The sequence below is a fragment of the Sphingomonas sp. LY29 genome, assembly GCF_035593985.1.
Taxonomy (GTDB): Bacteria; Pseudomonadota; Alphaproteobacteria; order Sphingomonadales; family Sphingomonadaceae; genus Sphingomicrobium.
Genome location: NZ_CP141587.1, coordinates 1,068,758 through 1,095,205 on the forward strand (window position 1 = coordinate 1,068,758; position 26,448 = coordinate 1,095,205).

25 protein-coding genes are annotated in these 26,448 nt (G+C 66.2%); 13 read left to right on the forward strand and 12 right to left on the reverse strand.

Features of this window, described 5'->3' with window-relative positions; genetic code table 11:
- Nucleotides 1-21: 21 nt before the first annotated feature.
- Nucleotides 22-891: a metal-dependent hydrolase gene (locus tag SH584_RS05385; RefSeq protein ID WP_324809167.1), complete on the reverse strand. Its 870-nt coding sequence runs from the start codon at nt 889-891 to the stop codon at nt 22-24.
- Between the two features lie 66 nt (nt 892-957).
- Here SH584_RS05385 and SH584_RS05390 point away from each other — a divergent pair, with 66 nt between their 5' ends.
- The 6 genes from SH584_RS05390 to SH584_RS05415 are packed head-to-tail and all read left to right on the forward strand — an operon-like array spanning nt 958 to nt 7,108.
- Nucleotides 958-1,551 carry a TetR/AcrR family transcriptional regulator gene (locus tag SH584_RS05390; protein WP_322842200.1) on the forward strand — a complete coding sequence of 198 codons (594 nt, stop codon included), beginning with the start codon at nt 958-960 and terminating at the stop codon, nt 1,549-1,551.
- A 48-nt stretch (nt 1,552-1,599) separates the two neighbouring features.
- A complete protein-coding gene (gene obgE / locus SH584_RS05395) occupies nt 1,600-2,640 on the forward strand; it encodes a GTPase ObgE (RefSeq protein WP_324809170.1) in 1,041 nt (346 codons plus the stop codon).
- Nucleotides 2,637-3,545, forward strand: a complete 909-nt coding sequence (locus SH584_RS05400; protein ID WP_324809172.1) for an NAD-dependent epimerase/dehydratase family protein — start codon at nt 2,637-2,639, stop codon at nt 3,543-3,545. Before obgE ends, SH584_RS05400 begins: the two co-directional genes overlap by 4 nt.
- 59 nt (nt 3,546-3,604) lie before the next feature.
- Nucleotides 3,605-3,850 (forward strand): acyl carrier protein, encoded by a 246-nt coding sequence (locus tag SH584_RS05405; protein ID WP_324809174.1) that lies wholly within the window; start codon nt 3,605-3,607, stop codon nt 3,848-3,850.
- A 1-nt stretch (nt 3,851) separates the two neighbouring features.
- Nucleotides 3,852-5,063 carry a serine palmitoyltransferase gene (spt, locus tag SH584_RS05410; RefSeq protein ID WP_324809176.1) on the forward strand — a complete coding sequence of 404 codons (1,212 nt, stop codon included), beginning with the start codon at nt 3,852-3,854 and terminating at the stop codon, nt 5,061-5,063.
- Between the two features lie 38 nt (nt 5,064-5,101).
- Nucleotides 5,102-7,108 (forward strand): ATP-binding protein, encoded by a 2,007-nt coding sequence (locus tag SH584_RS05415; protein WP_324809177.1) that lies wholly within the window; start codon nt 5,102-5,104, stop codon nt 7,106-7,108.
- Here SH584_RS05415 and SH584_RS05420 read toward each other — a convergent pair.
- Together SH584_RS05420 and SH584_RS05425 are read right to left on the reverse strand one after the other, a co-directional pair.
- Nucleotides 7,065-7,928: a hypothetical protein gene (locus SH584_RS05420; RefSeq protein ID WP_324809178.1), complete on the reverse strand. Its 864-nt coding sequence runs from the start codon at nt 7,926-7,928 to the stop codon at nt 7,065-7,067. The genes SH584_RS05415 and SH584_RS05420 overlap by 44 nt on opposite strands.
- 8 nt (nt 7,929-7,936) lie before the next feature.
- Nucleotides 7,937-8,953, reverse strand: coding sequence for a diacylglycerol/lipid kinase family protein (locus SH584_RS05425; RefSeq protein ID WP_324809484.1), 1,017 nt, complete (start codon nt 8,951-8,953; stop codon nt 7,937-7,939).
- Between the two features lie 149 nt (nt 8,954-9,102).
- Between SH584_RS05425 and SH584_RS05430 the strand changes: the two genes are divergently transcribed.
- Both SH584_RS05430 and lptG read left to right on the forward strand, forming a co-directional pair.
- Complete coding sequence (locus SH584_RS05430) at nt 9,103-10,314, forward strand: LptF/LptG family permease (protein ID WP_322842193.1); 1,212 nt, start codon at nt 9,103-9,105, stop codon at nt 10,312-10,314.
- Nucleotides 10,314-11,408: an LPS export ABC transporter permease LptG gene (lptG, locus tag SH584_RS05435; protein ID WP_324809485.1), complete on the forward strand. Its 1,095-nt coding sequence runs from the start codon at nt 10,314-10,316 to the stop codon at nt 11,406-11,408. Before SH584_RS05430 ends, lptG begins: the two co-directional genes overlap by 1 nt.
- Nucleotides 11,409-11,488: 80 nt before the next feature.
- On the opposite strand, the gene SH584_RS05440 is transcribed toward lptG, so the two are convergent.
- Nucleotides 11,489-12,610 (reverse strand): fatty acid desaturase family protein, encoded by a 1,122-nt coding sequence (locus SH584_RS05440; protein ID WP_416385154.1) that lies wholly within the window; start codon nt 12,608-12,610, stop codon nt 11,489-11,491.
- A 132-nt stretch (nt 12,611-12,742) separates the two neighbouring features.
- On the opposite strand from SH584_RS05440, the gene SH584_RS05445 reads away from it, so the two are divergent.
- Entirely contained in the window at nt 12,743-13,882 is a 1,140-nt protein-coding gene (locus tag SH584_RS05445; RefSeq protein WP_324809183.1) for an N-acetyltransferase, read from the forward strand.
- Here the strand turns inward: SH584_RS05445 and xth are convergent.
- From xth to SH584_RS05460, 3 genes are all read right to left on the reverse strand, one after another.
- The gene (gene xth, locus SH584_RS05450; RefSeq protein ID WP_324809185.1) at nt 13,879-14,652 is read right to left on the reverse strand and encodes an exodeoxyribonuclease III; all 774 of its coding nucleotides are present in this window, start codon (nt 14,650-14,652) and stop codon (nt 13,879-13,881) included. The two genes, SH584_RS05445 and xth, sit on opposite strands and share 4 nt — an antisense overlap.
- A 23-nt stretch (nt 14,653-14,675) precedes the next feature.
- Entirely contained in the window at nt 14,676-14,999 is a 324-nt protein-coding gene (erpA, locus tag SH584_RS05455) for an iron-sulfur cluster insertion protein ErpA (RefSeq protein ID WP_416385155.1), read from the reverse strand.
- 67 nt (nt 15,000-15,066) lie between these two features.
- Entirely contained in the window at nt 15,067-16,110 is a 1,044-nt protein-coding gene (locus SH584_RS05460) for a M23 family metallopeptidase (RefSeq protein WP_324809187.1), read from the reverse strand.
- Between the two features lie 393 nt (nt 16,111-16,503).
- Between SH584_RS05460 and SH584_RS05465 the strand changes: the two genes are divergently transcribed.
- Together SH584_RS05465 and serA are read left to right on the forward strand one after the other, a co-directional pair.
- Nucleotides 16,504-17,628 carry a phosphoserine transaminase gene (locus SH584_RS05465; RefSeq protein ID WP_324809189.1) on the forward strand — a complete coding sequence of 375 codons (1,125 nt, stop codon included), beginning with the start codon at nt 16,504-16,506 and terminating at the stop codon, nt 17,626-17,628.
- Complete coding sequence (gene serA, locus SH584_RS05470) at nt 17,628-19,208, forward strand: phosphoglycerate dehydrogenase (protein ID WP_324809192.1); 1,581 nt, start codon at nt 17,628-17,630, stop codon at nt 19,206-19,208. Before SH584_RS05465 ends, serA begins: the two co-directional genes overlap by 1 nt.
- A 20-nt stretch (nt 19,209-19,228) precedes the next feature.
- On the opposite strand, the gene SH584_RS05475 is transcribed toward serA, so the two are convergent.
- The gene (locus SH584_RS05475; RefSeq protein ID WP_324809194.1) at nt 19,229-19,813 is read right to left on the reverse strand and encodes a hypothetical protein; all 585 of its coding nucleotides are present in this window, start codon (nt 19,811-19,813) and stop codon (nt 19,229-19,231) included.
- Between the two features lie 700 nt (nt 19,814-20,513).
- On the opposite strand from SH584_RS05475, the gene SH584_RS05480 reads away from it, so the two are divergent.
- Both SH584_RS05480 and SH584_RS05485 read left to right on the forward strand, forming a co-directional pair.
- Nucleotides 20,514-21,803, forward strand: a complete 1,290-nt coding sequence (locus tag SH584_RS05480) for an adenylosuccinate synthase (RefSeq protein WP_324809197.1) — start codon at nt 20,514-20,516, stop codon at nt 21,801-21,803.
- Between the two features lie 150 nt (nt 21,804-21,953).
- Nucleotides 21,954-23,222, forward strand: coding sequence for a L,D-transpeptidase family protein (locus SH584_RS05485; protein ID WP_324809199.1), 1,269 nt, complete (start codon nt 21,954-21,956; stop codon nt 23,220-23,222).
- 60 nt (nt 23,223-23,282) lie between these two features.
- On the opposite strand, the gene SH584_RS05490 is transcribed toward SH584_RS05485, so the two are convergent.
- The 4 genes from SH584_RS05490 to SH584_RS05505 all read right to left on the reverse strand — a co-directional run bounded on the left by SH584_RS05490 (nt 23,283) and on the right by SH584_RS05505 (nt 26,434).
- Complete coding sequence (locus SH584_RS05490) at nt 23,283-23,555, reverse strand: acylphosphatase (protein WP_324809201.1); 273 nt, start codon at nt 23,553-23,555, stop codon at nt 23,283-23,285.
- Nucleotides 23,556-23,629: 74 nt separating this feature from the next.
- Nucleotides 23,630-24,433, reverse strand: a complete 804-nt coding sequence (gene fabI / locus SH584_RS05495; RefSeq protein WP_324809202.1) for an enoyl-ACP reductase FabI — start codon at nt 24,431-24,433, stop codon at nt 23,630-23,632.
- Nucleotides 24,434-25,471, reverse strand: a complete 1,038-nt coding sequence (locus SH584_RS05500) for a YihY/virulence factor BrkB family protein (RefSeq protein ID WP_324809203.1) — start codon at nt 25,469-25,471, stop codon at nt 24,434-24,436.
- Between the two features lie 9 nt (nt 25,472-25,480).
- Entirely contained in the window at nt 25,481-26,434 is a 954-nt protein-coding gene (locus SH584_RS05505; protein ID WP_324809204.1) for a J domain-containing protein, read from the reverse strand.
- Nucleotides 26,435-26,448: the final 14 nt, after the last annotated feature.

Here is a 26,448-nt window from a genome sequence, read left to right on the forward strand (position 1 = left end):
AGAATACGGTTCGGCCGCGGCTCAGGCCGCGCGCCGGACCTTTTTTGCGCTGTCGTAGGTGGTGCCGGCGCTCGCCTCATACTCGCGGATGAGGTCGCGATCGTCCTCGTTCCACGGGTGGAAGCCAGGCAGGAAGAAGGCCGCCCAGGCGCCGATAATCTTCCGCATCATGCCGGGGTTGATCCACATGTACCAGATCAGCTTCGCCCACGCCTTGGGCCCGGTGATCCCGTCCTGGCGAAGCAGTTCGAGCGCACCCGCGGTCCGGTCAACAACGAAATTGCGGGTGATGTAGAGCATCACCTTCGCCTTGACGTTCCAGCGCTTGGAGCGCGGCCACGCACGGGTGGCGTGCAGCCAGGTGTCGTAGGCGACGCCCTTATGCTCGATCTCCTCGCTCGCATGCCAGCGCCACAGCTCGGCGGTGGCAGGATCGGCCCCTTCCAGATGGCGCGGGTCGGCAAGCAGTTCGTGCGCAAGGATCGCGGTATAATGCTCGAGCGCCATCGTCGCGGCGAGGCTGGCGATCGGCGGGCGCGACTTGGTCAGTGCCAAGCGCTCCTCGACCTTCGCCTCCAGCTTGCTGAGATCGTAGCCGGCATCGGCCGCGCGGCGGTTGAACGCCAGATGCTCGCGGCTGTGGACGACTTCCTGCGTGGTGAAGTTGCGGATGTCTTCGGCCAGCTTCTCGTCGGCGCCGTCGCGGAATTGCCGCACGCTCTCGACGAAAAAGGCCTCACCTAAAGGGAATGTCGACGACAGCGCGTTGTAGAGTGCGCTCGCGTAGGGGTTGCCGCCGTGCCACCAGCGCGGCGTCGCCTCTTCGCGGCCGAAGCGGCGATCGCGGGGCACGATGGTCAGGTCGGCGGGGGTGACACTTGCGACGCTCATCATATCGCTCCAAGAAACGTTCGATCCCCATGATCGTGATTGCTGACATAAATGTCAATAAGCTTGATGAATCGTAAACGGCTGACCCCCGACCAAAGCCGCGCGGCTGCGGTTGCGGCGGCGCGCGACCTGCTGCGCGAGGAAGGGGTAGCGGCAATCACGTTGAAATCGGTCGCCGCGCGGATCGGGCGGACGCACGCCAACCTGCTCCATCATTTCGGGTCGGTGGCGGAACTCCACCGCGCGCTGGCCGAGGAAATCGCGCGCTCGGTCGCCGCGTCGATCACCGGGTCGATCGGGCGGATGCGTCGCGGCGAGGCGCGCCTCCGCGACGTGGTCGAAGGGATGTTCGACGCCTTCGTCGCCGAAAATGTCGGGGAATTGATGGCGTGGGTCGTCCTCACCCGTCAGCGTGAGGCGCTTCAGCCGGTGGTCGACGCGATCGCGCAGGTCATCGTCGACATCAGCGAGCCCGGCGAACAGCGCCCGCTCGATCAGGCGACGCTTGGCCTCGTTCTGCTCGCGATCGGCGACAGCCTGGCGGGTAGCGAGGTCGCACGCGCCTGCGGCCTGCCGCGTTCGGCCGCGCGCGATATCGCGGTGCAGCAGGTTATCGCGGTCCTTGCCGGCCGCCGCGTCATCGGCCAGCCCACCCCTTAAGCGACGCACCGCTACGCAATTGCCACATTTGGCGCTAAGGGCTGCGCCATGCATTTTCTCGACCAGGCCAAGATCTTCATTCGCTCGGGCGCAGGCGGACCCGGCGCGGTCAGCTTTCGCCGCGAAAAGTATATCGAATATGGCGGACCCGACGGCGGCCAGGGCGGCAAGGGCGGCGACATCGTGTTCGAAGCCGTGCCCGGCCTCAACACGCTGATCGACTTCCGCTACACGCAGCACTTCCGCGCGCCCCGCGGCAAGGGCGGCGCCGGCAGCAACATGACCGGCGCGGGCGGCAAGGATCTGGTCATCAAGGTCCCGGTCGGCACGCAGATCCTCGCCGACGACGAAGAGCGTACGCTGCTCGCCGATTTCACCGAGGAAGGCCAGCGGATCCACTTCCTGAAGGGTGGCGACGGCGGCCGCGGCAACGCCAGCTACAAGACGTCGACCAACCGCTCCCCGCGTCAGCACGGCACCGGCTGGCCATCGGAGGAAATGTACGTCTGGCTGCGGCTCAAGCTGCTCGCCGACGTTGGCCTCGTCGGGCTTCCCAACGCGGGCAAGTCGACCTTCATCAACGCCGTGTCGAACGCGGGCGCCAAGGTCGGTGCTTACGCCTTCACCACGCTCCGCCCGCAGCTCGGCGTCGTCAGCCACCAGGGCCGCGAGTTCGTGGTTGCCGATATCCCCGGCCTGATCGAAGGCGCCGCCGAGGGCGCCGGCATTGGCGATCGATTCCTTGGCCACATCGAACGCTGCCAGACGCTGCTTCATCTGGTCGATGCCAATGACGAGGACGTGGCGACCAGCTACCGCATCGTCCGCGACGAGCTGCAGAATTACGGCGAAGGTCTCGCCGATAAGCCGGTCGTGGTCGCGCTCAACAAGGTCGACACGATCGACGAGGAATTGATCGCGGCGCTCTCGGCCGAGTTGGAAGAAGCCAGCGGCCACGAGGTCTTCGCGCTGAGCGCGGCGGGCGAGATCGGGCTCGAAGCCGTGCTCGACGCGCTGTCCGCGCAGATCGCCGAGAAGAAGGCCGAAGCAGCCGCCGAAGTCCCCGAAGGACCTTGGTCGCCGGTATGAGGTTGGCGGTCACCGGCGCGACCGGGTTCGTCGGATCGCACCTGCTCGACCGCGCCCTCGCTGCCGGGCATCACGTCGCCGCGCTGACCCGGCGCTCCCAGCCTCCGCGAGAGCGCGTCACCTGGATCGACGGCGCGCTAGACGACACGCCCGCGCTCGCCCGCCTTGCCGAAGGAGCCGACGCGGCCATCCACGTCGCGGGCGTCCTCAATGCGCCTGACGAGGCCGGTTTCGACGCAGGCAACGTCGCCGGCACTGCCGCCATGCTCGACGCGGCCCGCAGCGCAGGCGTCGGACGCTTCGTCCACGTGAGTTCGCTCGCCGCGCGCGAGCCCGGCCTGTCGCTCTACGGCGCGAGCAAGGCGCGCTCGGAAAAACTCGTCGAAGCCGCGCCGCTGTCGACCGCGATCGTTCGTCCGCCGGCAGTCTATGGTCCGGGCGACCGCGAGACGCTCGACCTGTTCCGGATGGCGAAGCGCGGCGTAGTGCTGCTGCCCCCCGCGGGTCGTCTATCGCTAATCCACGTCGACGATCTCGCCGACCTGCTCCTCGCCCTCGCCGACCCGGCTGCGCCGCACGAACTGCTGATCGAGCCCGACGACGGACGCGTTGGCGGTTGGACCCATCAGGAATTTGCCCAAGCGCTCTGTACCGCGGTCGGGCGGGCCAAGGTCGCGACCATCGCCGCGCCTAGCCCCCTCCTTCACTTCGCCGCGCGGATCGACAAGCTGCTTCGCGGCACCCGCGCCAAGCTCACCCCCGACCGCGCCGCTTACTTCAGCCACCCCGACTGGGTGGTCGACGCCGCGCGCGCCGCGCCGGCCACCCTGTGGCGCGCAAAGGTCACGACCGCCGACGGACTCGCCGCCACCGCGCGCTGGTATCGAGAGGCCGGCTGGCTCTGACGCCTTGCCTTCGCCCCATTCGATTGCGAAAGCCGCCCCAAGCAGCCTAGGACGAAACCATGACCGACAAAGCCGAAACCAGCGCACGGGTGAAAGCCCTGATCGAACCCTTCAACAAGAAGGGCGTCGCCGTCACCGACGACACGCGGTTCGCGCAGGACCTGGAATGGGACAGCCTGACCGTGCTCGATTTCGTGGCGACGATCGAGGACGAATTCGACATCCTGATCACCATGAATCAGCAGGCGGAAATCGAGAATGTCGGGCAGCTGGTCGACGCGGTCGAGACGCTGAAGGCCGCCTGATTTGACCGACCTTTTCTCCAAGTTCGATCCGCTGATCGAAACGCGCCGCTCGCTCCTGTCGACCGGGCTGACCGATCCTTTCAACCTGGTGATGGAAGAGGTCGTCTCGCCCACCGTCGCGATCTGCAACGGCAAGCGCACGATCCTGCTCGGCACCTACAATTACATGGGCATGACCTTCGACCCCGACGTCATCGCGGCGGGCAAGAAGGCGCTCGACGAATATGGGTCAGGCACCACCGGCAGCCGCGTCCTCAACGGCACCTACCAGGGCCACAAGGAATGCGAAGCCGCGCTGTGCGACTTCTACGCGATGGACCATGCGATGGTCTTTTCGACCGGATACCAAGCTAATCTCGGCATCATTTCGACGATCGCGGGCAAGGACGATTACATCGTCCTCGACATCGACAGCCACGCGTCGATCTACGACGGCTGCGCGCTGGGCAACGCCAACGTCGTCCCCTTCCGCCACAATGACGTCGAGGCACTCGAGAAAAGGCTGAAGCGCATTCCCGAGGGCGCCGGATGTCTCGTCGTCCTCGAAGGCGTCTACTCGATGCTCGGCGACATCGCGCCGTTGAAGGAAATGGTCGCCGTCTCGAAAGCGGCAGGCGCGATGGTGCTGGTCGACGAGGCGCACTCGATGGGCTTCATCGGCGAGAACGGCCGCGGCGTCGCCGAGGCGCAGGGCATCATTGACGACGTCGACTTCATCATCGGCACCTTTTCCAAGTCGGTCGGCACCGTCGGCGGCTTCTGCGTGTCGAACCATCCCAAGTTCGAGATTCTGCGACTGGTGTGCCGCCCCTATGTGTTCACCGCGTCGCTCCCGCCCTCGGTGGTCGCCACCGCCGCGACCTCGATCCGCAAGCTGATGCACGGCGCCGACAAGCGCGCGCACCTTTGGGAAAATTCGCGCAAGCTTCACGCGGGTCTGAAGGCACTCGGCTTCACGCTTGGCACCGACACCCCGCAGTCGGCGATCATCGCGGTCATCATGCCCGACCTCGAAAAGGGCGCGGCGATGTGGGAAGCGCTTCTGAACGAAGGACTTTACGTCAATCTCGCACGTCCCCCGGCCACCCCCGCGGGCATGACCCTGCTGCGTTGCTCGCTCTGCGCCGAGCATAGCAGTGAGCAGGTCGACGAGATCCTCGGCATGTTCGAAGCGGCGGGCCGAGCCACCGGCTGCATCGGCGGAGCAAATTAAGGTTTCGCAGGGCGACTCGAAGGAATAGAGTAAGCGCCATGACGTCGGGGGAAGAACAAGAGTTCGACTGGCGCGGTGGCGGCGCGGCAGCGCTTGGCCTCGTCGCGACGCTCGTCCTGCTTGGAATGCTGGTACTGGTCACGCTGACCAACAGCGCCCGCGACCGCGCGATCCGCGACGAGCGCCACACTTACGATGTCACCCTGCTGACGCGCTCGCTCGATTCCGCCATCGCCCGCTCCGAGGCCGCGCTCGGTCGCTTCGTCCTCGATGAGGATGTCGCGGGCAACGGCAACATCTATTATTCGCAATGGCGTCTCGCCGGGCAGCAGGTCCGTCAGCTCGACCGCCTCGTCAGCGGCAATCCCGAACAGCGCGCGCGGGTCGACGAACTTGAAAAGCTGTTCGCCAAGCGCGGCGAGGAATTCGCGCAGACCGCTCGCGTCGTCGGCGGGCGCCAGAAGGACTATGGCCTCCGCTATTATTACAGCCTCGGGAAAGCCGCGCCGGGCGAAACCAAGACGACCGGCGAATTGCTTCGCGCAAAGCTTGCCGAAATCGCCGATGCGGAGCGCGAGACGCTCACCCGGCAGATGCGCGAGACACAATTCTTCGCGGCCGAATCCAGCCGCCTGACCGACTATCTCAACCTCCTCGGCCTCGTCGTCGGACTGTTCGCGATCTTCATGGGCTATGTCGCAGTCAAGGCGATGCGCCTCAACGCCTCGATCCGCCGCGAAGTCGAAAGCGAGTCCGAACGCGCGCAATTGCTCGAACAGGCGGTCGCGGAGCGCACGCAGGAGCTTTCGACCGCCAACGAGGCGCTCAAAGCCGAAGCAGTCGAGCGGCAGGCGGCCGAAGCACAGCTGCGCCAGGTCCAGAAGATGGAGGCGGTCGGCCAATTGACCGGCGGAATCGCGCACGACTTCAACAACATGCTGGCGGTCGTCGTCGGCGGGATCGACCTCGCCCGGCGTCGGCTCAACGGACCGCGGCGCGAGGTGATGACCCACCTCACCAACGCGATGGAGGGCGCGACCCGCGCCGCCGCGCTCACCCGCCGCCTGCTGTCCTTCGCGCGGTCCGAACCGCTGCTACCCGAACGCGTCGAAAGCACCGCGCTCGTCGAAGGGATGAAGGACCTGCTCGACCGCACCCTCGGTGAGCGGGTCACCGTCCAGACCGACCTTGCCGCCGATGCCTGGCCGGTATTCGTCGACTCCCACCAGCTCGAAAACGCGATCCTCAACCTGGCCGTCAACGCGCGCGATGCAATGGACGGCACCGGCACGATGACCATTGTCACGCGCAACGTCACGCTCGCCTCCAACGCGGTCGGCGACATTCGCCCGGGTGACTATCTGGCGATCGAGGTGGCCGACACTGGCTGCGGAATGTCCCCGGAAGTGCTCGAACGCGCCTTTGAGCCGTTTTTCACCACCAAGGAGGTCGGCAAGGGCACCGGCCTTGGCCTGTCGCAACTGTTCGGCTTCGCGCACCAGTCGGGCGGCGAGGTTGGCATCAAAAGTATCGTCGGCAAGGGCACCATCGTGTCGATCTACCTGCCCCGCACCGAAGCCGCCGCGCCAAGCAACGTCCGCCTGCATCCCGCCGCTCAGGCCCGCGCCGACGAGGACCTCACCGTTGCAGGCGCGCGCATCCTGCTGGTCGAGGACGATCCGCGCGTTCGCACTGCGACCGTTGGCGCGCTCGAGGACCTTGGCTACGATCCGATCGCCTGCTCGGGCGGGGGCGAGGCGCTGGCCCTGTTCGACAGCATGGAATTCGACCTCGTCATCTCCGACGTGATTATGCCCGAGATGACCGGGCCGGAGATGATCCGCGAGATCAAGGCACGGCGCAGCGACGTCGCAGTGCTGTTCGTGACCGGCTATGTCGGCGAAGGCGAAGGCGACGACCTCGTCGGCTACGACCTGCTTCGCAAGCCGTTCACGGTCAGTACGCTCGCGACCTCGGTCGCCAACGCACTTGCCAATCGGCCTATCGAATCGCCCCCGAGCGCAAGAGCCGGGGCAGCAGGCTGACCGCCGCCATCAGGGGGTGGCGCTTCTGCCACTCGCTCAGTTCGAAGTTCGTGCCTGCGTGGCGATTGATCTTCCACACGATATATTCCGCCCCGCCGGCATAGGTCGCGCTGGCCTTGGCAAGGCGCGCCACAGACCAGAATTTTCCCTCGATCCGCCGCCGCCGCCAGCTGGCGCGCGGCGCCGTCTCGATCGCCGCCATCGCGGGGGCGAGGAAGCGGCGATAACGTTCGCGGTCGGTATCGACGATCGACCCCGACCGCGACTTGCGCTCGGCGCGAAGCTCCGCCGAATAGGTCAGCGAAAAGGCCTGCCGCCACGGGTCGAGCTCGTCGCCGCCGCGCCCGAACGGCTGCGCCGCGCCAAGCAGCGTCGGCGCCGCACGCGACACAGCGTCGATCGCCCGATCGCGCGCCGCCTCGTCCCTCGCCCACACCAGCCGCGACGGTTGCGCGAAGCGCGCCCACACCGAAACGCTGCGCGTTTCCGGTCCGTTGAGGCGATGGAAGTCGGCTTCGCTCAGCACCGCATATTTGGACATCAGCCCGTCATGCTCGAACGGAAAGACGTTGGGCGGGATCAGCGCATTGGCGCGCGCCAGCCAGCGCTTGTCGTAGGCGGCGCGATAGTCTGACACGATCAGGTAGAAATCGAGCATCAGCCCGTCGAGCTGCTTTTCGCGAAGGCACGACCCGTAGAACAGCACCGCCCGGCTGGCTTCGCCGTGCCGGGCGGCGATCGCTTCCGCCATCGCGCTGACCTTGGGATCGACCGGCTGGCCGAGCTCCTGCTCGACGAGGTCGCGTAGCATTTGCGTCATGGCCTGGCTCAGGCGGCGATGCGCACGAACGACAGCGGCGTCGCCGGACGCAGCAGGATCGGCATGCCCAGCCCCGCGCGGAACGTCTCGCCGTCCAGAATCACTTGGCTGCGATCACCCTCGATTGCGATCTCGTCGGCTTCCTCGACATGGACGCCGCGCATCTTGGTCCGGCCGAGCCGGCCGCCCAGGCTGGCGGCGAAGGCGCGCAGTAGCGACACCGGTCGCTGCTCGACCGCGACGAACTTCAGCGCGCCCTTCCCGTTCGACCCGAACTCGCTCGACAGCAGTAGCTTCTCCAGCGTGGTCACGAACAGCAAGGCGAAGCGCCCGGTGATCGCACCCTCGCGCCGCACCGAAATGCTGAGCTCGCTGGGATCGGGCGGAAGGAAACTTGCGCGCCAGCCGAACACCTGGCGCAGCAGCACCGCAAAACCGGTGATGACGTGCGAAATGCCGTTAGGAAGCCCAAGCGGGTAGATCCGCTCGCGGCAGTACATCATGACGTCGGCAAGGCCGGCACCGCCGAGGAACATGCCGATCACCGGCTTGCTCCCGCCCTCACCCCCCGACAGCGCGATCAACTCGCGCGCGACAAGGTGCGGCGCAAGGTCGGCACGCGCGAGATCGATCAGGCGCCGGAGCGCATCGACCGGATCGCCCTGCGCGCCAAGGTCGAGCGCGATGAGGTTGGTCTTTCCGCTCGGCAGCACCGCGACCGGGGGAAGCCCGTCCGCAAAATGGTCGCCGTTGTGAAGCTCGGTCAGCGCGGCCTGCACGGTCCCGTCGCCACCGTTGATCGCCAGCACGGTCGGCTTGATTCGCGCAATGGTTCGCATCGCTTCGCCGATCTGGTCCGCGGCCTCGACCTCGTAGTGAAAGACGTCGGGGTGTTCGGCGCAAAAGGCGCGAATGCGCGGAAGCTGGGCGATATTGCCGGTCGACTTGGGATTGCTGAGCAGCGCGATTCGCGCGCGCGTCGGCGGTGCACATTCGTTCGCCGCCACCGGGCGCGCCGCCGACATCGCCGAAACGGCGACGGGATCGATCAGCAGGGCCTTAGTTTTTGACATGAAGTGGCCGACCAATTCGCTATAGGCATGTGCGCTCACTTCGTGTTCGGCCTGCTTTGCGGCCAAATCATGGTGCGGCGGTAAGGAAAGAAGGCACATACGTGGCGTTGTTCGACCGCTACCTCGCTCGGAATATCACGGTCCCACTGATCGGCACGCTGGTGCTGGCGGCGATGCTGCTGGTGCTGGAGAAGATGCTGCGGCTGTTCGACTTCGTCATCACCGCGGGCGGTCCGGTCAGCGTGGTGTGGCGGATGCTCGCCAACCTCCTGCCCGAATATTTCTCGCTCGGGATCCCGATCGGTCTGCTGATGGGCATCCTTCTCGCCTTCCGGAAGCTTGCGCTGGCGTCCGAGCTCGACGCGCTGCGCGGAGTCGGGATCGGCTACGGTCGCCTGCTACGCGTGCCCTACATGTTCACTGCAGTCGCGATGCTGGCGAATATCGCCATCGTCGGCTGGCTCGATCCCTATGCCCGCTACCGCTACGAAGGCTTGCGCTTCGACCTTCGCTCGGGCGCGCTCGGCGCGGCGATCAAGGTCGGCGAATTCAACCAGTTCGGCCGGATGACGCTTCGCATCGACCGCAGCGAAGAAGGCGGCAAGCGCCTGCTCGGCATTTTCACCGCACTAGACGACCGCTCGGGGATGCGCGTGTCGGCGACCGCGGCCGAGGGCGAATTCCTGTCGACCGACGATCCCGAGACGATCATCTTCCGCCTCAAGCGGGGCCGCCTCGTCCAGCAGCCGGCGGACGTGCCCAACCCCCGCTCGCTCAGCTTCACCAGCTACGACCTTCCGATCAACCTGCCCTCGGTCGATCCCTTCCGCGGTCGCGGCAACGACCAGCAGGAACTGACGCTGCCCGAGATTGCGCGCAACGCCTATGGATCGACGCAGATTTCGGCCGACGACCGACAGGACGCACGCGCCAACCTGCATTTCCGATTGGTCGAGGTGGCGATGATGCTGATGCTGCCGATGCTCGCGGTCGCGCTCGCGGTCCCGCCCAAGCGAAGCAGCAGTTCGCTCGGCATCTTCATCGGCATCGTGATGGTCGTGACCTATCACAAGATCAATCAATACGCAGAGGATGCGGGCAGCCAGGGGCGGCTGATCCCGGAGTTGGCGCTATGGCTGCCCTTCCTTGCCTTCGCGGCGTTGATCGCGTGGATGTACCACGTCATTTCCTCGCGCCCGGGAGGCCAGCCGATCGGCGCGCTCGAAGCCGCGTTCGCGAAGCTCGGCAAGTGGATCAAGCGGATCATCCCGCGCCGCCGCTATGAACGGCTCGAAGCGGAGCCGGCGCAGTGATCAACCTCGACTTCATGCCCTCGCGGCAACTCGCGCTCTACGCCGCGCGGCTGTTCCTGACGCGCAGCCTCGCGGTGCTGGTGCTGCTCGTCCTCGTGCTGATGGCGCTCGACCTGCTCGGGGAATCGGGGAAGATTCTCGGCGTTCCCGGCAATGGCCAGGCCGAGCTGTGGCACTACGTCTCGCTGCGCGTGCCGATCCTCATTTCGCGCTTCCTGCCCTTCTCGGTGCTACTCGGCGCGCTGATCGCCTTCGCCGGGCTCAACCAGCATAGCGAGGTCGTGTCGATGAAGGCCGCGGGGCTATCGGCTCACCAGATCCTGGCGCCGATGATCGTCGCCAGCCTCGCCGTGGCCGCGATCCTGTTCGTCTTCAACGAAACGGTGGTCGTCCGATCGCAGCGGATGATCAACGCGTGGGACAGCGCCGACTATCGTCCCATTCCGCCCGAAAGCGGCATCCTGTCGAACGTCTGGATTCGCGACGGCGACGACTTGATCCGCGCGCGCCACATCGGCGGTCGCGGGGCGAACACGCACCTCGAGAACGTCACCATCTACCAACGCACCAACGGCGCGCTGCAGCGGGTGATGGACGTCAAGCGCGCCGACCAGGTGCCCGGCGGATGGGAACTGAAGGACGTCGCGACCTACGACGCCAACATGAACCTGATCACGCGCCAGCCGCGCCAGATCGGTATGCGGGGCGTCGAACCGACGCGCTTCACACTGGCCAAGGTGGTGCCGGGCGAGCGCGACTTCCTGTCGCTGCGCCAATCGATCGACGAGCTTGAGGCTGCAGGTCGACCATCGGAAGAAGCGCGAACCGGATGGTGGCACAAGCTGTCGGGACCGCTGTCGACGCTGCTGATGCCGCTGCTCGCCGCCACTGCCGCGTTCGGGCTGGCGCGGTCGGGTCAGGTGCTGCTGCGCGCCGTGGTCGGCATGGCGCTCGGCTTCACCTATTTCGTCGCCGACAATTTCAGCATCGCGCTCGGCAACATCGGCGCCTACCCGCCGTTCCTCGCCGCCTGGGCGCCGTTCTTCCTGTTCCTGCTGATCGGCGAACTCGTCCTGATCAGACAGGAAGAATAGCCACGCGCAGGCAGTCCGGGGGACTGCCGAGCATGGCTATCAAGCGCAGGCAGTCCGGGGGACTGCCGCGCATGGCTATGTCAGGCCGCCTTGCCCCGCCACGTGCTGGCGGCAAGGCGACCGACCAGCGGCCAAAGCCCGCGATGCGAAGAAGCGTGATAGGCCGATTCTGGCTCAAGGCTGTCGCACAGGCGGCGATGCGCCTCGCCCAGCGCGTGATAGGGCAGGCCCGGCAACAGGTGATGCAGCGCGTGGTAGCGAAGCCCGACCGGCGCCCACAGTTCGGCGACGATCCCCGGCGGCGGCACGTTGACGCTGTCGAGATATTGCTCGGTCACGCTCATCGCCTCGCCCTCATTCTCCCACAGATGCGCGACCAACGTCCGCACCTGGTTGAGCAGCATCACGCCCGACGCGACCGCGAGGAAAATCAGGAAGGCGCCAAGCGGGATGACGCCCGTGAACACCATCGCCAGCAGCGCGATCGACCAGACCGACGTCGCGGCCTCCTGCCACGCCCACTGGCGCTTCAGATCGCCTTCGGGCGGCTTGCGACGGAACAGCGGATTGATCTGCAGACCCGAGTAGCGGCTGACGACCATCGCACGCAGCTTGGGGCTAAGCAGCGACAGGGGCGACAGCACCGCGAAGCGGAACAGCAGCGCGACGGGCGCCAGCGCGGCCGCGACCACGAACAGCGGCAGCGTCCACGGCTTCATCAGCGCGAGCGGAAGATATTCGGGATCTTCGACCGTGCCATAGCGGATCTTGGCGTGGTGAAGGTTATGCACACCCTCATACAGGAACGACGGCACCAGCAGCGGAATGCCGACGAGCAAATTCCAGCCCAGCTTGAACCCCGGTAGCGCGCCGCGGTTGATGTGGGTCAGTTCGTGGATGAAACTGCCCGCGCGGTACAGCGCCAGCACTGCGACGATCCCTGCGACGATCGTCACCAGCCAGGATCCTGCGGTCATCGCCACCGCCAGCGCGCCATAGCCGATCGCCACCGACGCCAGCAGGTCGGCCCAATAGATGCGGTCCGACGGCGCGTTGAGATCACGCGTCAGGTTGGCGGCGGCGCGGATCATCGCCCGATCATCGCTTCGAACAACCCCGTCGCCACGCGCAACCGCGCGCGCCGGCGCCGAGGTGTTCGGCGCGTCGAGGGTCTCGGAACTCAAGCGGCTGGCAATGTTCATCATTTTCCCAAGATAGGAAGTCAGGACGCCCGATTGAAGGCAGACTATGGCGCCTTCATGGCGCGTGCCGGGTAGCGCGGCCGGTCTGAACCCGCCGTGACAAGCCATTCCGCCCCCGCTAGCCCTGCGTGAATGAGCAGTCCCCTCACCGTCCGCCAGATCGACTCGCGCGCCGACCGCAAGGCATTCGTCGACTTCGCGTGGGAAGTCTATCGCGACGATCCCGCCTGGGTTCCGCCACTTAAGGACGAGGTCCATGGCCTGCTCGACGCGAAGAAGAACCCGTGGTTCGGCCATGGCCGCGCCGCGCTGTTCCTGGCGGAGCGCGATGGCCGCATCGTCGGCCGGATCAGCGCGCAGGTCGACGATCTGGTGCAGGAGCATATGCAGGCCGGCACCGGCCAGTGGGGTATGTTCGAGGCGCTCGACGACGAGGCTGCGGCGGCCCTCATCGCGACCGCGGAGGACTGGCTTCGTGGGCAGCGCATGGTCCACGCGCTCGGCCCCATATCGATCAGCATTTGGGACGAGCCCGGCCTGTTGATCGAAGGCTTCGACCAATCGCCGATGGTGATGATGGGTCATCACCGCCCCGAATATCGCGCCTGGATCGAGGCCGCAGGCTACGCCAAGGCCAAGGACCTCCACACGTACGAGGTCGACATCCGCCCCGGCATGGCGCCGCTGATCGACCGGTTGATCCAGTCGGGCGAGCGCAATCCGCGAATCCGCATTCGCCCGGTCGACAAGTCCAACTTCGATGCCGAAGCCGCGATCATCCTGCACTTGCTCAACGACGCCTGGTCCGAAAATTGGGGCTTCGTCCCGCTCACCGACGCCGAGATCGCCTACGCCGGCAAGAAATTCCGGCCGATCATCTACGAGGACCTCGTCCGCATTGCCGAGGTGGACGGCGAGCCGGTCGCGTTCATGATGACCATCCCCGACGTCAACGAGATGATCCGCGACTTGAACGGCAGCCTGTTCCCGTTCGGCTGGGCAAAGCTGTTGTGGCGCCTTCGACGCCCGCGCGTCGCGCGGGTCCGCGTGCCCCTGATGGGCGTCGCGAAGAAGCTCCACGGCACCCGCCTCGCAGGGCAGCTCGCCTTCATGCTGATCGAACATACCCGCCGCGCCTGCGTCGGCACTTATGGTGTCACGCACGGTGAGTTCGGCTGGATCCTCGAGGACAATCAGGGGATGATGTCGATTGCCGAGTTACCCGGCGCCAAGATCAATCACACCTATCGAATCTTTGAGCGCGACCTCTAGGCCAGCTCGATCCCAACCGGCGCGTGGTCGGAGGCCTTTTCCTCGCCCCGCGCCCACTTGTGCACCGACGCATGCCTCAGCCGATCCGCGGCCTGCGGCGAGCACAGCAGATGGTCGATCCGGAAGCCCGCGTCGCGCTGCCACGCGCCCGCTTGGTAATCCCAGAAGGTGAACAGCTTCTCTTCGGTCGGGTGAAGCGCACGCAGCGCATCCGTCCAGCCCTGGTTGACCAGCCGCCGGAATGCCCCCTGGCTCTCCGGCTGGAACAGCGCGTCGCCCGCCATTGCCCGGCGCGAAAAGGTATCGCGGTCCTCGGGAATGACGTTGTAGTCGCCCGCCAGCACCGTCGGCCGCTCCGCCGCGAGTAGCTCGCGCGCGTGCGCTTCGAGCCGCTCCATCCAGCGCAGCTTGTAATCGAACTTTTCGGTCCCGATCGGATTGCCGTTGGGCAAATAGATCGACGCCACGACGATGCTGTGCGCCTCCGCCTCGATGTAGCGACTGTGGCTGTCGTCGGGATCGCCCGGCAGGCCGACGCGGCGCAGGATCGGCTGCTCCCCCTTCGACAGGATCGCGACCCCGTTGAAGCCCTTCTGCCCGTGCCACACGGCGTGATAGCCCGCCGCCTCGATATCCCCGATCGGCAGCGACTCGTCAGCGCATTTCAGTTCCTGCAGGCAGGCGATGTCGGGCGCCTCACGCGCCAGATATTCGAGCAGCCGCGGCAGGCGCGCGCGGATTCCGTTGATGTTGAAGGTGACGAGTTTCATCGCCCACCCCTAGCCGCGCAGGACTAGATCGAAAAGCTCGACCCGCAGCCGCAGCCCGAGGCCGCGTTGGGATTGGTCACCTTAAACGCCGATCCGCCGAGATCCTCGACATAATCGACCTCGCTGCCATCGAGCAGGTCGAGGCTGACCGGATCGACCACCAGCGTCACGCCGTCGGTCTGGGCCTGCGTGTCGTCCTCGGCGATCTCGCCCATTTCGAACTTGTAGGAGAAGCCGGCACAGCCGCCGCCGTCGACCGACAGGCGCAGGATCGCGGGCTTCCCCTGGCGATCGGCGATGAAGGCAACGCGCTTCGCGGCGCTGGGGGACAAGGTAATGGAGGTCACGAGCGCGATGTAGGCTTTCGGCCCCGTGACAACAAGCGCGGCGCCGATTGGGCGCCGATGCTGTCGATCAGCGCTTCGGCCCGCCCAGGGCGACCGCGTCCATCGAATGCGTTCCGCCGCCCTTGCGCTGCATCGCGAGCAGATAGTCGTTCGACTTCATGAAGGGGATCGGGTTGACCGCGCGGCCGTCGATGCGGACTTCGTAGTGAAGGTGGCTGCCGGTCGAGCGGCCGGTCGAGCCCATGCGGCCGATCATCTGGCCGCGAGTGACGCGCTGGCCCGAACGAACCGCCATCGACGAAAGGTGACCGTAGCGCGTTTCGATGCCGCGGCCGTGGTCCAGCTTGATGAGGTTGCCGTAGCCGCCGCTGTTATATTCCGAGGTGGTCACGACGCCGTCGGCGGTGGCGTAAATCGGGGTGCCCAGCGGCGCGGCAAGGTCGATGCCGGCATGCTTGGCGGCGGCGCCGCGGAACGGGTCGTTGCGAATGCCGTAGCCCGAGGTGAAGTTGGCGGTGCGGACCGGCTTGTCCGACGGAACCGCGATCGCGCTGTCGGCGAGGTTGTCGAGCTTCTTCCAGCTCGAGAAAAGCTGCTTGAAGGTGGCATCGCCCTTGCCGAGCGGCTCGAACGGGCCGCCCTGCGCCGGGACCGACACGCCAAGGCGCTTCATTTCCGCGGCGGCGGCGGCATAGCGCTCGTCGAGAGCGCGGGCGGTGGCAGCGGCTTGGCTGGCGGTGGCATCTTCGACGCGGGCCAGCGGGCCGGCGAGTTCGGCGGGGAGCGTTGCAAGGGCAGTGGTCTCGGGGAGCGCGGCGACATCGACATCGTCACCGGCGAGCATCGCGGCGAGGATCGCCTGGCGCTGCTCGATCTGGCGGGCGCGAAGCTCGGTCGCGGCCGCCAGCTTGGTAAAGTCGCCCGACGGGGCAGGCTGCGCGATCATCTGCGCGGTCGAATAGGCCGACCAGCCGAGCAGCATGATCATCGCCGCCAGCATCGCCAGCTGGGCGGGAACCGACAGACGCAGACGGCGCAGGTGGCTTCCGTCATGCACGAACAGGTCGCGACTGCGGATCAGCCCGGTCATCGCGTTGGTCGATTGCGTCATTGTTGGTACACGCTCCCTAAGGCCTTCAACGAGCGCGTTGCCGCGCTCGGCCTGAAATCTCTTCGGTCATGGAGCTCCCCAGCCCCGGCGTTGCCGATCAGCGATTGCCCTCGCTCATCGACAGGCTGAAACTGACCCGGACTGGTTAATCAATTCAACCTAATGTTCCTCCCGACAGGATGAACCGTCCATCGACCACGACGAAATGAGGCCAAACCTTGCGATAGGTTATCCGTTTAGCGCGAAATTAATAAGGAATGGCGGTTTCCCGCCCGCGAATCCTTCACCTTTTTCGACCGAGTGAGCGGTTTCACTATGCCCGCCACTCGGCTAGAGCCAGCGGCGGGCCACGCCGTCCCAACGCGGCGCGAGCTCTCTGTGAGGAGAGTCTACATGTTGAAGCCAACGACCCGTCCCGCGCGGCCGCATTTTTCGTCCGGGCCCTGTGCCAAGCCTCCCGGCTGGGCCGCCGCCGCGCTTGCCACCGACGTTCTCGGTCGGTCGCATCGAAGCGCGCTTGGCAAGAAGCGCCTCCAATCTTGCATCGACCTGATGCGCGAGATGCTCGCGCTTCCCGACACGCATCGAATCGGGATCGTGCCGGGATCCGACACCGGCGCGTTCGAAATGGCGATGTGGACGATGCTTGGCGAGCGCCCCGTCACCACGCTGGCCTGGGAAAGCTTCGGCGAAGGCTGGGTCACCGACGCGGTCAAGCAGCTCAAGCTCGACCCCACCGTCATCCGCGCCGATTATGGCGACCTGCCCGACCTGTCGCAGGTCGACTGGTCGAGCGACGTCCTGTTTACTTGGAATGGCACCACCTCGGGCGTGCGCGTCCCCGACGCGAACTGGATCGCCGAGGACCGCGAAGGCCTGTCCTTCGCCGACGCGACCAGCGCGGTGTTCGCCTACGATATCGACTGGGCGAAGATCGATGTCGCGACGTTCAGCTGGCAAAAGGCGCTCGGCGGCGAAGGCGCGCACGGCGTCCTGATCCTCGGCCCGCGCGCGGTCGAACGGCTCGAAAGTTTCGCTCCCGACCGCCCGCTGCCCAAGCTCTTCCGCCTCACCGCCAAGGGCAAGCTGATCGAGGGCATCTTCACCGGCGAGACGATCAACACGCCTTCGATGCTCGCGGTCGAAGACGCGATCGCCGCGCTTGAATGGGCGAAGTCGGTCGGCGGCCTCCATGGCATGATCGCGCGCACCGCCGCCAACGCCGCCGCGCTCGACCGCATCGTTGCGGAGCGCGACTGGCTCGGCCATCTCGCCGCCGACCCCGCCAGCCGCTCGAAGACCAGCGTCTGCCTGACCGTCGACGGCGCCGATGCCGACGCGATCAAGCGCTTCGCCAAGTTGCTTGAGGCCGAAGGCGCCGCCTTCGACATCGCTGGCTATCGCGACGCCCCGCCGGGGCTTCGCATCTGGTGCGGCGCGACCGTCGACACCGCCGATATTGAGGCCCTCGGGCCGTGGCTCGACTGGGCCTGTGCTGAGCTTGGAGCGAACCAATAATGACCGTCAAAGTCCTCATTTCCGACGCCATGGACCCCAAGGCCGCGGCCATCTTCCGCGAGCGCGGGATCCACGTCGACGAGATCACCGGCCAGACCCCCGAACAGCTTGCCGCCATCGTCGGCGACTATGACGGCCTCGCCATCCGATCCTCGACCAAGGTGACCAGCGCGATCCTCGACGCCGCGACCAACCTCAAGGTCGTCGGCCGGGCCGGGATCGGCGTCGACAACATCGACATCCCTGCGGCGACCCAGCGCGGCGTCGTCGTGATGAACACCCCCTTCGGCAACTCGATCACCACCGCCGAACACGCCATCGCGCTAATCTTCGCGCTCGCGCGCCAGCTGCCCGAGGCCGACGCCTCGACGCAGGCGGGCAAGTGGGAAAAGAACCGCTTCATGGGGGTCGAGGTCACCGGCAAGACGCTCGGCCTGATCGGCGCGGGCAACATCGGCTCGATCGTCGCCGCGCGCGCGCTCGGCCTGAAGATGAAGGTCGTCGCCTTCGATCCCTTCCTCACGCCCGAACGTGCGATCGACATGGGCGTCGAAAAGGTCGAGCTCGACGAGCTGCTCCGCCGCGCCGATTTCATTACGCTCCACACCCCGCTGACCGACCAGACGCGCGGCATCCTCGGCCGCGAGGCGCTCGCCAAGACCAAGCCCGGCGTGCGCATCGTCAATTGCGCGCGCGGCGGCCTGATCGACGAGGCGGCGCTCAAGGACGCGCTCGATTCGGGGCATGTCGCGGGCGCAGCGCTCGACGTGTTCGAGACCGAGCCCGCCAGGGATTCGCCCTTGTTCGGCACCCCGGGCTTCATCTCGACACCGCACCTCGGCGCGTCGACCAGCGAGGCGCAGGTCAACGTCGCGATCCAGGTCGCGGAGCAGATGAGCGATTACCTCCTGCTCGGCGGCGTCACCAACGCGATCAACATGCCCTCGCTTTCGGCCGAGGAAGCGCCGCGGCTGAAGCCTTACATGGCGCTCGCCGAAAAGCTCGGGAAGCTGGTCGGGCAGGTCGTCGGCGAGGACATCCAGTCGGTCGCGATCGAAGTCGAGGGCGCCGCCGCGCAGCTCAATATCAAGCCGATCGCGGGCGCCGTGCTCGCCGGGCTGATGGGCACCTATTCGCAGAGCGTGAACATGGTCAACGCGCCGGTCCTCGCCAAGGAACGCGGCCTTGCGGTCAAGGAAGTCCGCCACGAGCGCGAAGGCGATTACCACACGCTCGTCGCGGTCGAGGTCGTCACCAGCAAGGGCGCCCGCCGCGTCGCCGGCACCCTGTTCGGCAACAGCGCCCCGCGTCTCGTCGACCTGTTCGGGGTCGAGCTGGAGGCCGAACTCGACGGCTCGATGATCTACATCGTCAACACCGACGCGCCCGGCTTCATCGGCAAGCTCGGCACCGCGCTGGGCGAAGCCGGAATCAACATCGCCACCTTCAACCTCGGCCGCCGCAAGGCCCGCGGCGACGCCGCCGCCCTGGTCGCGGTCGATGGCGACGTCTCCGCGCAAGTGGTCAAGACGCTGTGCGAACTCGACGGCGTGCGAAAGGTCGTCCCGCTGAAGTTCTGAGAAGTCAGCCGGTGATCGGCTCAGTTGGGCGAGGCGAGCGTTTTGCCTGAGCCGCTTATGCGCGCGTCGACGAACACTTGTCCGGTCGCCTCGAACGACGAGTAGCTCCACTTTGCTTGCGGTTGGATCCCCCACCCCACGCCGCAGTTCCAACCAGCGCCTTGCTTGGACAGGCAGATGCGGACGTCGACCGGCTCGCCGCATCCGTTCGTCACGTACGCCGCGGTATTGCCTTTCGACGTGTCGTCGCGGCGCAGGTCAGGAGACGAAACGCACCGGTTGGCGTCGGTTTCGACGGAAGCTGTCGCGTTCCCGCCCGAAGACGCAACGACGGGTTTGCCAGCGGCAATGTCGGCGCATGACTGCTTGTCCCCCGCCAGGCAGGACGCATGCCGCTGCTGGGTTGCTTGATATTGGCGAAGCACCTGATCGTGCTCCGCGAGCTTCGCACCATGTTGTCGGATCACATCCTGTGCCGCGGCTTGTTGCTCGGCCTTCCGGCGCGCAACATCGTCCTGCGCCTGTTTGAACTCGGCGACCCTCCGCTGCTGCTCGGCCAAGTCGGCCTCATATTTTGCCTGAGCATCGCGATTGCGCTTTTCCACGGCTTCGTGCGCGCGCTTTCGTTCCTCGGCGGTGGGTCCAGCGGTCGGGGCAGCCTTTACGGTATCGCCCGACGCTGTGGTCTGAGGCCGATTTGCGCTTTCCTTGCGCGAACTGCCGGCATTTTTCGCTCGACGAAGAGAAATGCCTGACACCGTCAGTTGGTAGGAGTCCGCGAATACCGACAGGACTGCACCGATGTTGCCGCAGGGAATGACCTTATACTGCGATGGTGACTGATCGCGTTGGTGATCGAGGCACGTCGATCCGCTGAACCGATAGGCTCGAGGCTCCGACTTCCCATTGTTATTCAGCACGCCGAGCACCGTCCCGACCGGAAGCCAATTGTAGGTGTCCGGGTCGCCTTTTGTCAGCACGACGCGACCATTGGTAATTGTAACGGCCCAATCCTCCCAAATTCCGTTCCAATCACCTTCGATCGCAGCGACTGGATCGCTTGGTACCGACAGGTCCTGCGCCAGCGCGGATGCGCTGGTCATCACGCCGGAAAGCACCAGAATGTGGGCCGGCCAGCGCCGCCAAGCTGAATTGAGTGTCATCATCGCCCCCCGACTAGATGCGCGAAAATTACCTCGCGAAATCCGGAACGCAACCGAAAACAGTGCGCCGCCCCTAACCCGCTTTGACCCCCGCCCGCGCGTCCCCTAAGGCGCCAGCGCAACCTTCCAGGGGAATCATCACGTGGGCAATGTCACCGTCATCGGCGCGCAGTGGGGCGATGAGGGCAAGGGCAAGATCGTCGACTGGCTCGCGTCCCAGGCCGATCTCGTCGTGCGCTTCCAGGGCGGGCACAACGCCGGCCACACCCTCGTCGTCGGCGACCAGGTATACAAGCTTTCGCTGCTTCCGTCGGGCATCGTCACCGGCACCCCCTCGGTCATCGGCAACGGCGTCGTGCTCGACCCGTGGGCGCTGAAGGCCGAGGTCGAGAAGCTTCGCGGCCAGGGCGTCGCGATCACCCCGCAAGTGATGATGATCGCGGAAACCTGCCCGCTGATCCTGCCGATCCACCGCGACCTTGATGCATTGCGCGAAGATGCCAGCGGCGCGGGCAAGATCGGCACCACGCGCCGCGGCATCGGTCCGGCGTATGAAGACAAGGTCGGCCGCCGCGCGATCCGCGTGTGCGACCTCGCCCACCTCGGCGAGCTCGACCCCTTGCTCGACCGCCTGTGCGCGCATCACGATCACCTTCGCGCCGGCTTTGGCCACCCCCCGGTAGACCGCGAGCGGCTCCGCACCGACCTCGAAGGCATTGCCGAGTTCGTGCTTCAGTTCGCCCGCCCGGTGTGGCGCGACCTCGACGAGGCGCGCCGCCGCGGCCGCCGCATTCTGTTCGAAGGCGCGCAGGGCGTGCTGCTCGACGTCGATCACGGCACCTATCCGTTCGTCACCTCGTCCAACACCGTCGCCGGATCGACCGGCGCGGGCAGCGGAATGGGCCCGAACGCCGCAGGCTTCGTGCTCGGTATCGTCAAGGCCTACACCACCCGCGTCGGCAGCGGCCCCTTCCCGACCGAACTGTCCGACGAAACCGGCCAGCGGCTGGGCGAACGCGGCCACGAATTCGGCACCGTCACCGGACGCCAGCGCCGCTGTGGCTGGTTCGACGCGGTGCTGGTGCGCCAGTCGGCGGCGGTCAGCGGCATCACCGGGATCGCGTTGACCAAGATCGACGTGCTCGACGGCTTCGACAAGGTGAAGATCTGCACCGGCTATCGCATCGGCGACCAGACCTTCGACTACCTTCCGCCCCACGCCGCCGATCAGGCGCGCGCGGTCCCCATCTACGAGGAAATGGACGGCTGGGATGGCACCACCGCGGGCGCGCGCAGCTGGGCCGACCTGCCCGCGCAGGCGATCAAATACGTCCGCCGGATCGAAGAACTGATCCGCTGCCCGGTCGCGCTGGTCAGCACCTCGCCTCAGCGTGACGACACAATTCTGGTCCGCGATCCGTTCGCGGGCTGAGCCGCCCGAGCGTCGCGTCGCCGGAGCATCGCGAAGAGTCGGCGACTCAATCGCCCGCCCTTATTCAGCTTCGCGCAACTTGGTGGTGGGCAGGGCCGTTATGACTTTACCTTTTCCACTGGGAGCAGCGGTCACCACCGCTTGAAATCCATGCGCTTGCCTACCCTGATCCTTGCCGCCGGCGCCATGCTGATGACCGCGCCCGCTTCGGCGCAGCCGCGCGGCGACGCGCCCGTCGCGGTGCCGCGCGCGATCAAGCAGGGCGTCGACTTCGTCTATGTCGACCCGCAGATGAGCAGCGTCGCCAAGCGGCGCCAGCGTCCGCAGAACTGGTTCCAGCGGGTGTTCAGCTTCGATCGCGACGCCGGCCGGGCCGGACAACCCAATCCGATGTTCGTCGGACTGGCGCGTGGGCTTCAAAATTACCAAGCGACATGGGGCCGCCTTCCCCAGACCAAGATCACGGCGGGCGGCGTGCTCAAGCCCGGATCGACCGGCAAGCGCGTCACCGCGCTTCGCACCCGGCTCGGCCTAAGCCCCGACGGCGGCTATGACGAGCAACTGAAGCAGGCGGTCACCGCCTATCAGACCGTCCATGGCCTCGACCCCGCCGACGGCATCGCCGGACGCGCCACCGTCGCCTCGCTCAACCGCGGCGCGACCTATTATGCGCGCCGGATCGCGATCAACATGGAACGCGCCTATCGCCTGCCCGCGGTGCGCGCGTTCGACCGCTACGTCGTCGTCGATTCGGGCGCGGCGGAAGTTCACCTGTTCGACCGCGACCGCCGCGCCGACAGCATGCGCGTCGTCGTCGGAACGCCCGAAACCAAGACCCCGATGATGGCGGTGCTGATGCGCAACGCCAAGGCGAACCCATACTGGAACGTGCCCCCCGATCTGGCCCGCACGCTGACCGCCAAGCGCGCCGCGCAGCAGGGTCCGTCCTACTTCAAGCAATTTCATTACGAGGTGCTTGCCGACTGGAGCCCCAACGCCCCGCTGGTCGATCCCAAGACGATCAACTGGAAGCGCGTGGCCGCGGCCAAGACCGATCCCACCTTCCGCGTTCGCCAGCTGCCCGGACCGTGGAATTCGATGCGCAACATGAAGTTCGAGATGCCTAACGATTACGGCATCTACCTTCACGACACCCCGCATCCCGAACTGTTTGCGAAAAAGGATCGCTGGCTCAGCAATGGCTGCGTGCGGCTGGAGGATTACCAGCGCTTCGCGGGCTGGGTGTTCGGACGGATGCCGCAGGTCACCGGCCAGCCCGAGCAGGTAATGAACCTGCCGCGCCCGGTGCCGATCTACATGACCTATCTGACCGTGTCGGCCAATCCGAACGGGGTCGTCTTCCGCCCCGATCCTTACGGGTTCGACGCGCTGGCGATGCCGCAGATGTTCCCCGCCTGATCGGGGGCTTCAGCAAAGGATCCTGTCCTACAGCGCCCGCGCTGTGGCAGGATCCGATGCTCAATGTCGGACGCTGAATCCCTTGTCGCTGCTGGGCTCGGCAGCTTTTTCGTCGAGGCGATCGACCCTGGCCGCGCTCGGACCGCTGCGCATCCGCTCGATCAGGTCGGCGACCGCGGTTTCGTCGCCTTCAAGGAAGGCTTCGACCGACCCGTCGGATCGGTTGCGGACCCAGCCGGAAACGCCGAGCTGGTCAGCCTGTTGCTTGGTCCACGCGCGGAAGAAGATGCCCTGCACGCGGCCGGTGACGATGACGTGGCGGGCAACCATCATGGCCATTCCTTAAGTTCGCAATGCGGGCGCGAAAATGCGCCTCACTCCACGAACTTTGTGAACTTAGGACGCCGTCAGACGGTGGCGATGTCGGGCGCGTCCTCGGCCTTCATGCCGATCACGTTATAGCCCGCGTCGACATGGTGGATTTCGCCGGTCACACCGCTGGCGAGGTCGCTCAGCAAGTAGAGCCCCGCCCCCCCGACGTCCTCGATCGTGACGTTGCGGCGCAGCGGCGAATTATACTCGTTCCACTTCATGATGTAGCGGAAGTCGCCGATCCCGCTCGCCGCCAGGGTCTTGATCGGCCCCGCGCTGATCGCGTTGACGCGAATGCCTTCGGGGCCGAGGTCGGCGGCGAGATACTTCACCGACGTCTCGAGCGCGGCCTTGGCGACGCCCATGACGTTGTAATGCGGGATGACCTTTTCGGCGCCGTAGTAGGACAGCGTCAGCATCGACCCGCCCGGCTTCATCATCCGCCGCGCGCGCTGCGCCACCGCGCAGAAGCTGTAGACCGAGATGTTCATCGTCATCAGGAAGTTGTCGAGGCTGGTGTCGACATAGCCGCCGCGAAGCTCATTCTTGTCCGAAAAGCCGATCGCATGGACGATGAAGTCGAGGCTGTCCCAGCGCTGCTGCAGCGTCGCGAATGCCTCGTCGAGCCGCGCGGGATCGCTGACGTCGCAGTCGAAGCAGAAGTCGCTGCCTAGGCTGTCGGCGAGCGGTCGCACCCGCTTCTCCAGCGCCTCGCCCTGATAGCTAAAGGCAAGCTCGGCGCCATGCTCGGCCAGCTGCTTCGAAATGCCCCACGCCAGCGACTTGTCGTTGGCCAGCCCCATCACCAGCCCACGCTTTCCCTGCAACAGTCCGCTCATCTACGCCCCCTGTTTCGCGGTGGCCTTCGCTCCGCGCTTGCCCGTCTCGTCGGGTCCCGGCTCCTCGACCGGAAGCTGGTCGGTGAACGGGCCCTCGTAATGTTCGCCCTTTAGCGCCCTTCCCCCCGGTTCGACCAGCGCCGCGTTCAGTTCCGCGCCCGCGACGACGCCAAGGCCGATGACGAAAAAGAAGATCAGCACGACCATCACGCCGGCCAGGCTGCCGTAGGTCAGCTCATACCCGCCGAAGAGGCCGATCCCCCAGGGCAGCAGCTCGACGGTCAGCAGCCACCATACCGTGACGACGAACGCGCCCGGCCACTTGCGGCATTCGATGATTCGATACCGCTTGGGCGTCAGTGCCAGGAAAATGACGTAAAAGGTGCCGAACAGGGTCAGCGCCGGAACGATGCGATATAGCCCGAGCGTCCGGCCGATCCCGTCCGAGAAGGGCAGCTGAGCGACGACGAAGTGGTGCACCGAGGTCATCAGGATGGTGAGGCCGAACGCGATCAGCAGCAGGATCACCGACCCCAGGATGACCGCCATCGACGCCAGCCGATACTGCCAGAAACTCGCTCCATATTTCACGCCATAGGCGCGACGGACGATGTCGCGGATCGTCTCGATGAAGCTGCCCGCGGTCCACAGGCCGACGATCGCACCGAACCACAGCAACGATCCCGAGCGCCCGTTAAGCACTTCGTTGATCGGACCCGCCAATACGCCGCCGACATCGGGCGGCAGGCGGCCGAGGATGGTGGCGACGGTCAGCTGCGTCGCTTCCCCGCTGCCGATCAGGCGCGCGATCGCGGCGGCGAGGATCAGGAAGGGAAACAGCGCCAGCAACGCCAGATAGGCGAGATTGCCGGCGTGGATGAAGCCGTCGTTATAGAGGCCGAGCCCAACGCGTTTGGCGATGATCAGCGGTTTGATCTCCCGCCGCGCGCGCTCCATCGCATCGCGGCCGAAGCGCGCACGGATGCGGGCGAGCCGCTTGCGCCGCTCTTCGGGCGATTGGGAATGTAGATCGTCCATACAGGCGGGCTAAACCCCCAGCGACGCCCGCGGGTTGCCGCCGCCGTCCCAGCCGGAGGCGAATTGTTCGAGTGCGGCGTCGCCGGCGGGAAGATCGACCGCCAATTCGACGATCTGGTCGCCCCTTTTGCCGTCCTTGCCGGTAAAGCCGCGCTCCTTGAGGCGGAGCAGCTTTCCCGAGGTCGATCCCTTGGGAACGGTCAGCACCACCGGACCTTCGGGCGTCGGCACCTTTACCTTCGCGCCGAGCACCGCTTCCTTGAGCGTGACCGGTAGCGTCAGGCGGATGTTGTTTCCTTCGCGTTGAAAAAAGGCATGGCCCGCGATCTCGATCGTCACGATCGCATCGCCGCGGCCGCCCGGGCCTTCCTGCCCCTGCCCCGCCAACCGGATCTTCGCGCCGTCCTCGACGCCCTTGGGCAGCTTGAGGTTGATCTTGCGACCGCCCGCCAGCGTGACTCGCTGTTCCTGCATCGTCGCCGCGTCGACGAACGGCACCTTCAGGCGATAGGCGACGTCCGCGCCCTTCTGCTGAGGCCGCGCGCGGTTGTAGGCGTTGCCGCCGAAGCCGCCGCCGCGCCGCCCGGCCGCGCCGCTGAACAGGCCTTCGAACAGGTCGCTGAGGTCCGCCGGATCGACCCCGGCCCCGAAGCCACCGGGATATTCCGCGCCGGCGCCACCGCGCGGCGAACCGCCCGGATAGCCGCCCCCGCCACCGTAGCCGCCGCCGAACGGCATCTTGGGATTGCCGTCCTCGTCGATTTCGCCCCGGTCGTAGCGCGCGCGCTTATCCTTGTCGGACAAGAGGTCGTAAGCCCGCGTCACGCTTGCGAAGCGCTCCGCCGCCTTGGGATTGTCCTGATTGCGATCGGGGTGCAGCTGCTTGGCCAGGCTCCGATAGGCCTTCTTGATCTCGGCCTCGCTTGCTCCCCGGCTGACTCCCAATTGCTGGTAGAGATCCATGTTTTCCCTTTTGT

What these genes read in the sequence shown, in the direction of transcription:
- SH584_RS05385 (WP_324809167.1), bottom strand. Translation starts at nt 891, where the DNA reads ATGAGCGTCGCAAGTGTCACCCCCGCCGACCTGACCATCGTGCCCCGC.
- SH584_RS05390 (WP_322842200.1), top strand. Translation starts at nt 958, where the DNA reads ATGAATCGTAAACGGCTGACCCCCGACCAAAGCCGCGCGGCTGCGGTT.
- obgE (WP_324809170.1), top strand. Translation starts at nt 1,600, where the DNA reads ATGCATTTTCTCGACCAGGCCAAGATCTTCATTCGCTCGGGCGCAGGC.
- SH584_RS05400 (WP_324809172.1), top strand. Translation starts at nt 2,637, where the DNA reads ATGAGGTTGGCGGTCACCGGCGCGACCGGGTTCGTCGGATCGCACCTG.
- SH584_RS05405 (WP_324809174.1), top strand. Translation starts at nt 3,605, where the DNA reads ATGACCGACAAAGCCGAAACCAGCGCACGGGTGAAAGCCCTGATCGAA.
- SH584_RS05415 (WP_324809177.1), top strand. Translation starts at nt 5,102, where the DNA reads ATGACGTCGGGGGAAGAACAAGAGTTCGACTGGCGCGGTGGCGGCGCG.
- SH584_RS05420 (WP_324809178.1), bottom strand. Translation starts at nt 7,928, where the DNA reads ATGACGCAAATGCTACGCGACCTCGTCGAGCAGGAGCTCGGCCAGCCG.
- SH584_RS05425 (WP_324809484.1), bottom strand. Translation starts at nt 8,953, where the DNA reads ATGTCGGCGGCGCGCCCGGTGGCGGCGAACGAATGTGCACCGCCGACG.
- SH584_RS05440 (WP_416385154.1), bottom strand. Translation starts at nt 12,610, where the DNA reads ATGAACATTGCCAGCCGCTTGAGTTCCGAGACCCTCGACGCGCCGAAC.
- SH584_RS05445 (WP_324809183.1), top strand. Translation starts at nt 12,743, where the DNA reads ATGAGCAGTCCCCTCACCGTCCGCCAGATCGACTCGCGCGCCGACCGC.
- xth (WP_324809185.1), bottom strand. Translation starts at nt 14,652, where the DNA reads ATGAAACTCGTCACCTTCAACATCAACGGAATCCGCGCGCGCCTGCCG.
- SH584_RS05460 (WP_324809187.1), bottom strand. Translation starts at nt 16,110, where the DNA reads ATGACGCAATCGACCAACGCGATGACCGGGCTGATCCGCAGTCGCGAC.
- SH584_RS05465 (WP_324809189.1), top strand. Translation starts at nt 16,504, where the DNA reads ATGTTGAAGCCAACGACCCGTCCCGCGCGGCCGCATTTTTCGTCCGGG.
- serA (WP_324809192.1), top strand. Translation starts at nt 17,628, where the DNA reads ATGACCGTCAAAGTCCTCATTTCCGACGCCATGGACCCCAAGGCCGCG.
- SH584_RS05485 (WP_324809199.1), top strand. Translation starts at nt 21,954, where the DNA reads ATGCGCTTGCCTACCCTGATCCTTGCCGCCGGCGCCATGCTGATGACC.
- SH584_RS05490 (WP_324809201.1), bottom strand. Translation starts at nt 23,555, where the DNA reads ATGATGGTTGCCCGCCACGTCATCGTCACCGGCCGCGTGCAGGGCATC.
- fabI (WP_324809202.1), bottom strand. Translation starts at nt 24,433, where the DNA reads ATGAGCGGACTGTTGCAGGGAAAGCGTGGGCTGGTGATGGGGCTGGCC.
- SH584_RS05500 (WP_324809203.1), bottom strand. Translation starts at nt 25,471, where the DNA reads ATGGACGATCTACATTCCCAATCGCCCGAAGAGCGGCGCAAGCGGCTC.
- SH584_RS05505 (WP_324809204.1), bottom strand. Translation starts at nt 26,434, where the DNA reads ATGGATCTCTACCAGCAATTGGGAGTCAGCCGGGGAGCAAGCGAGGCC.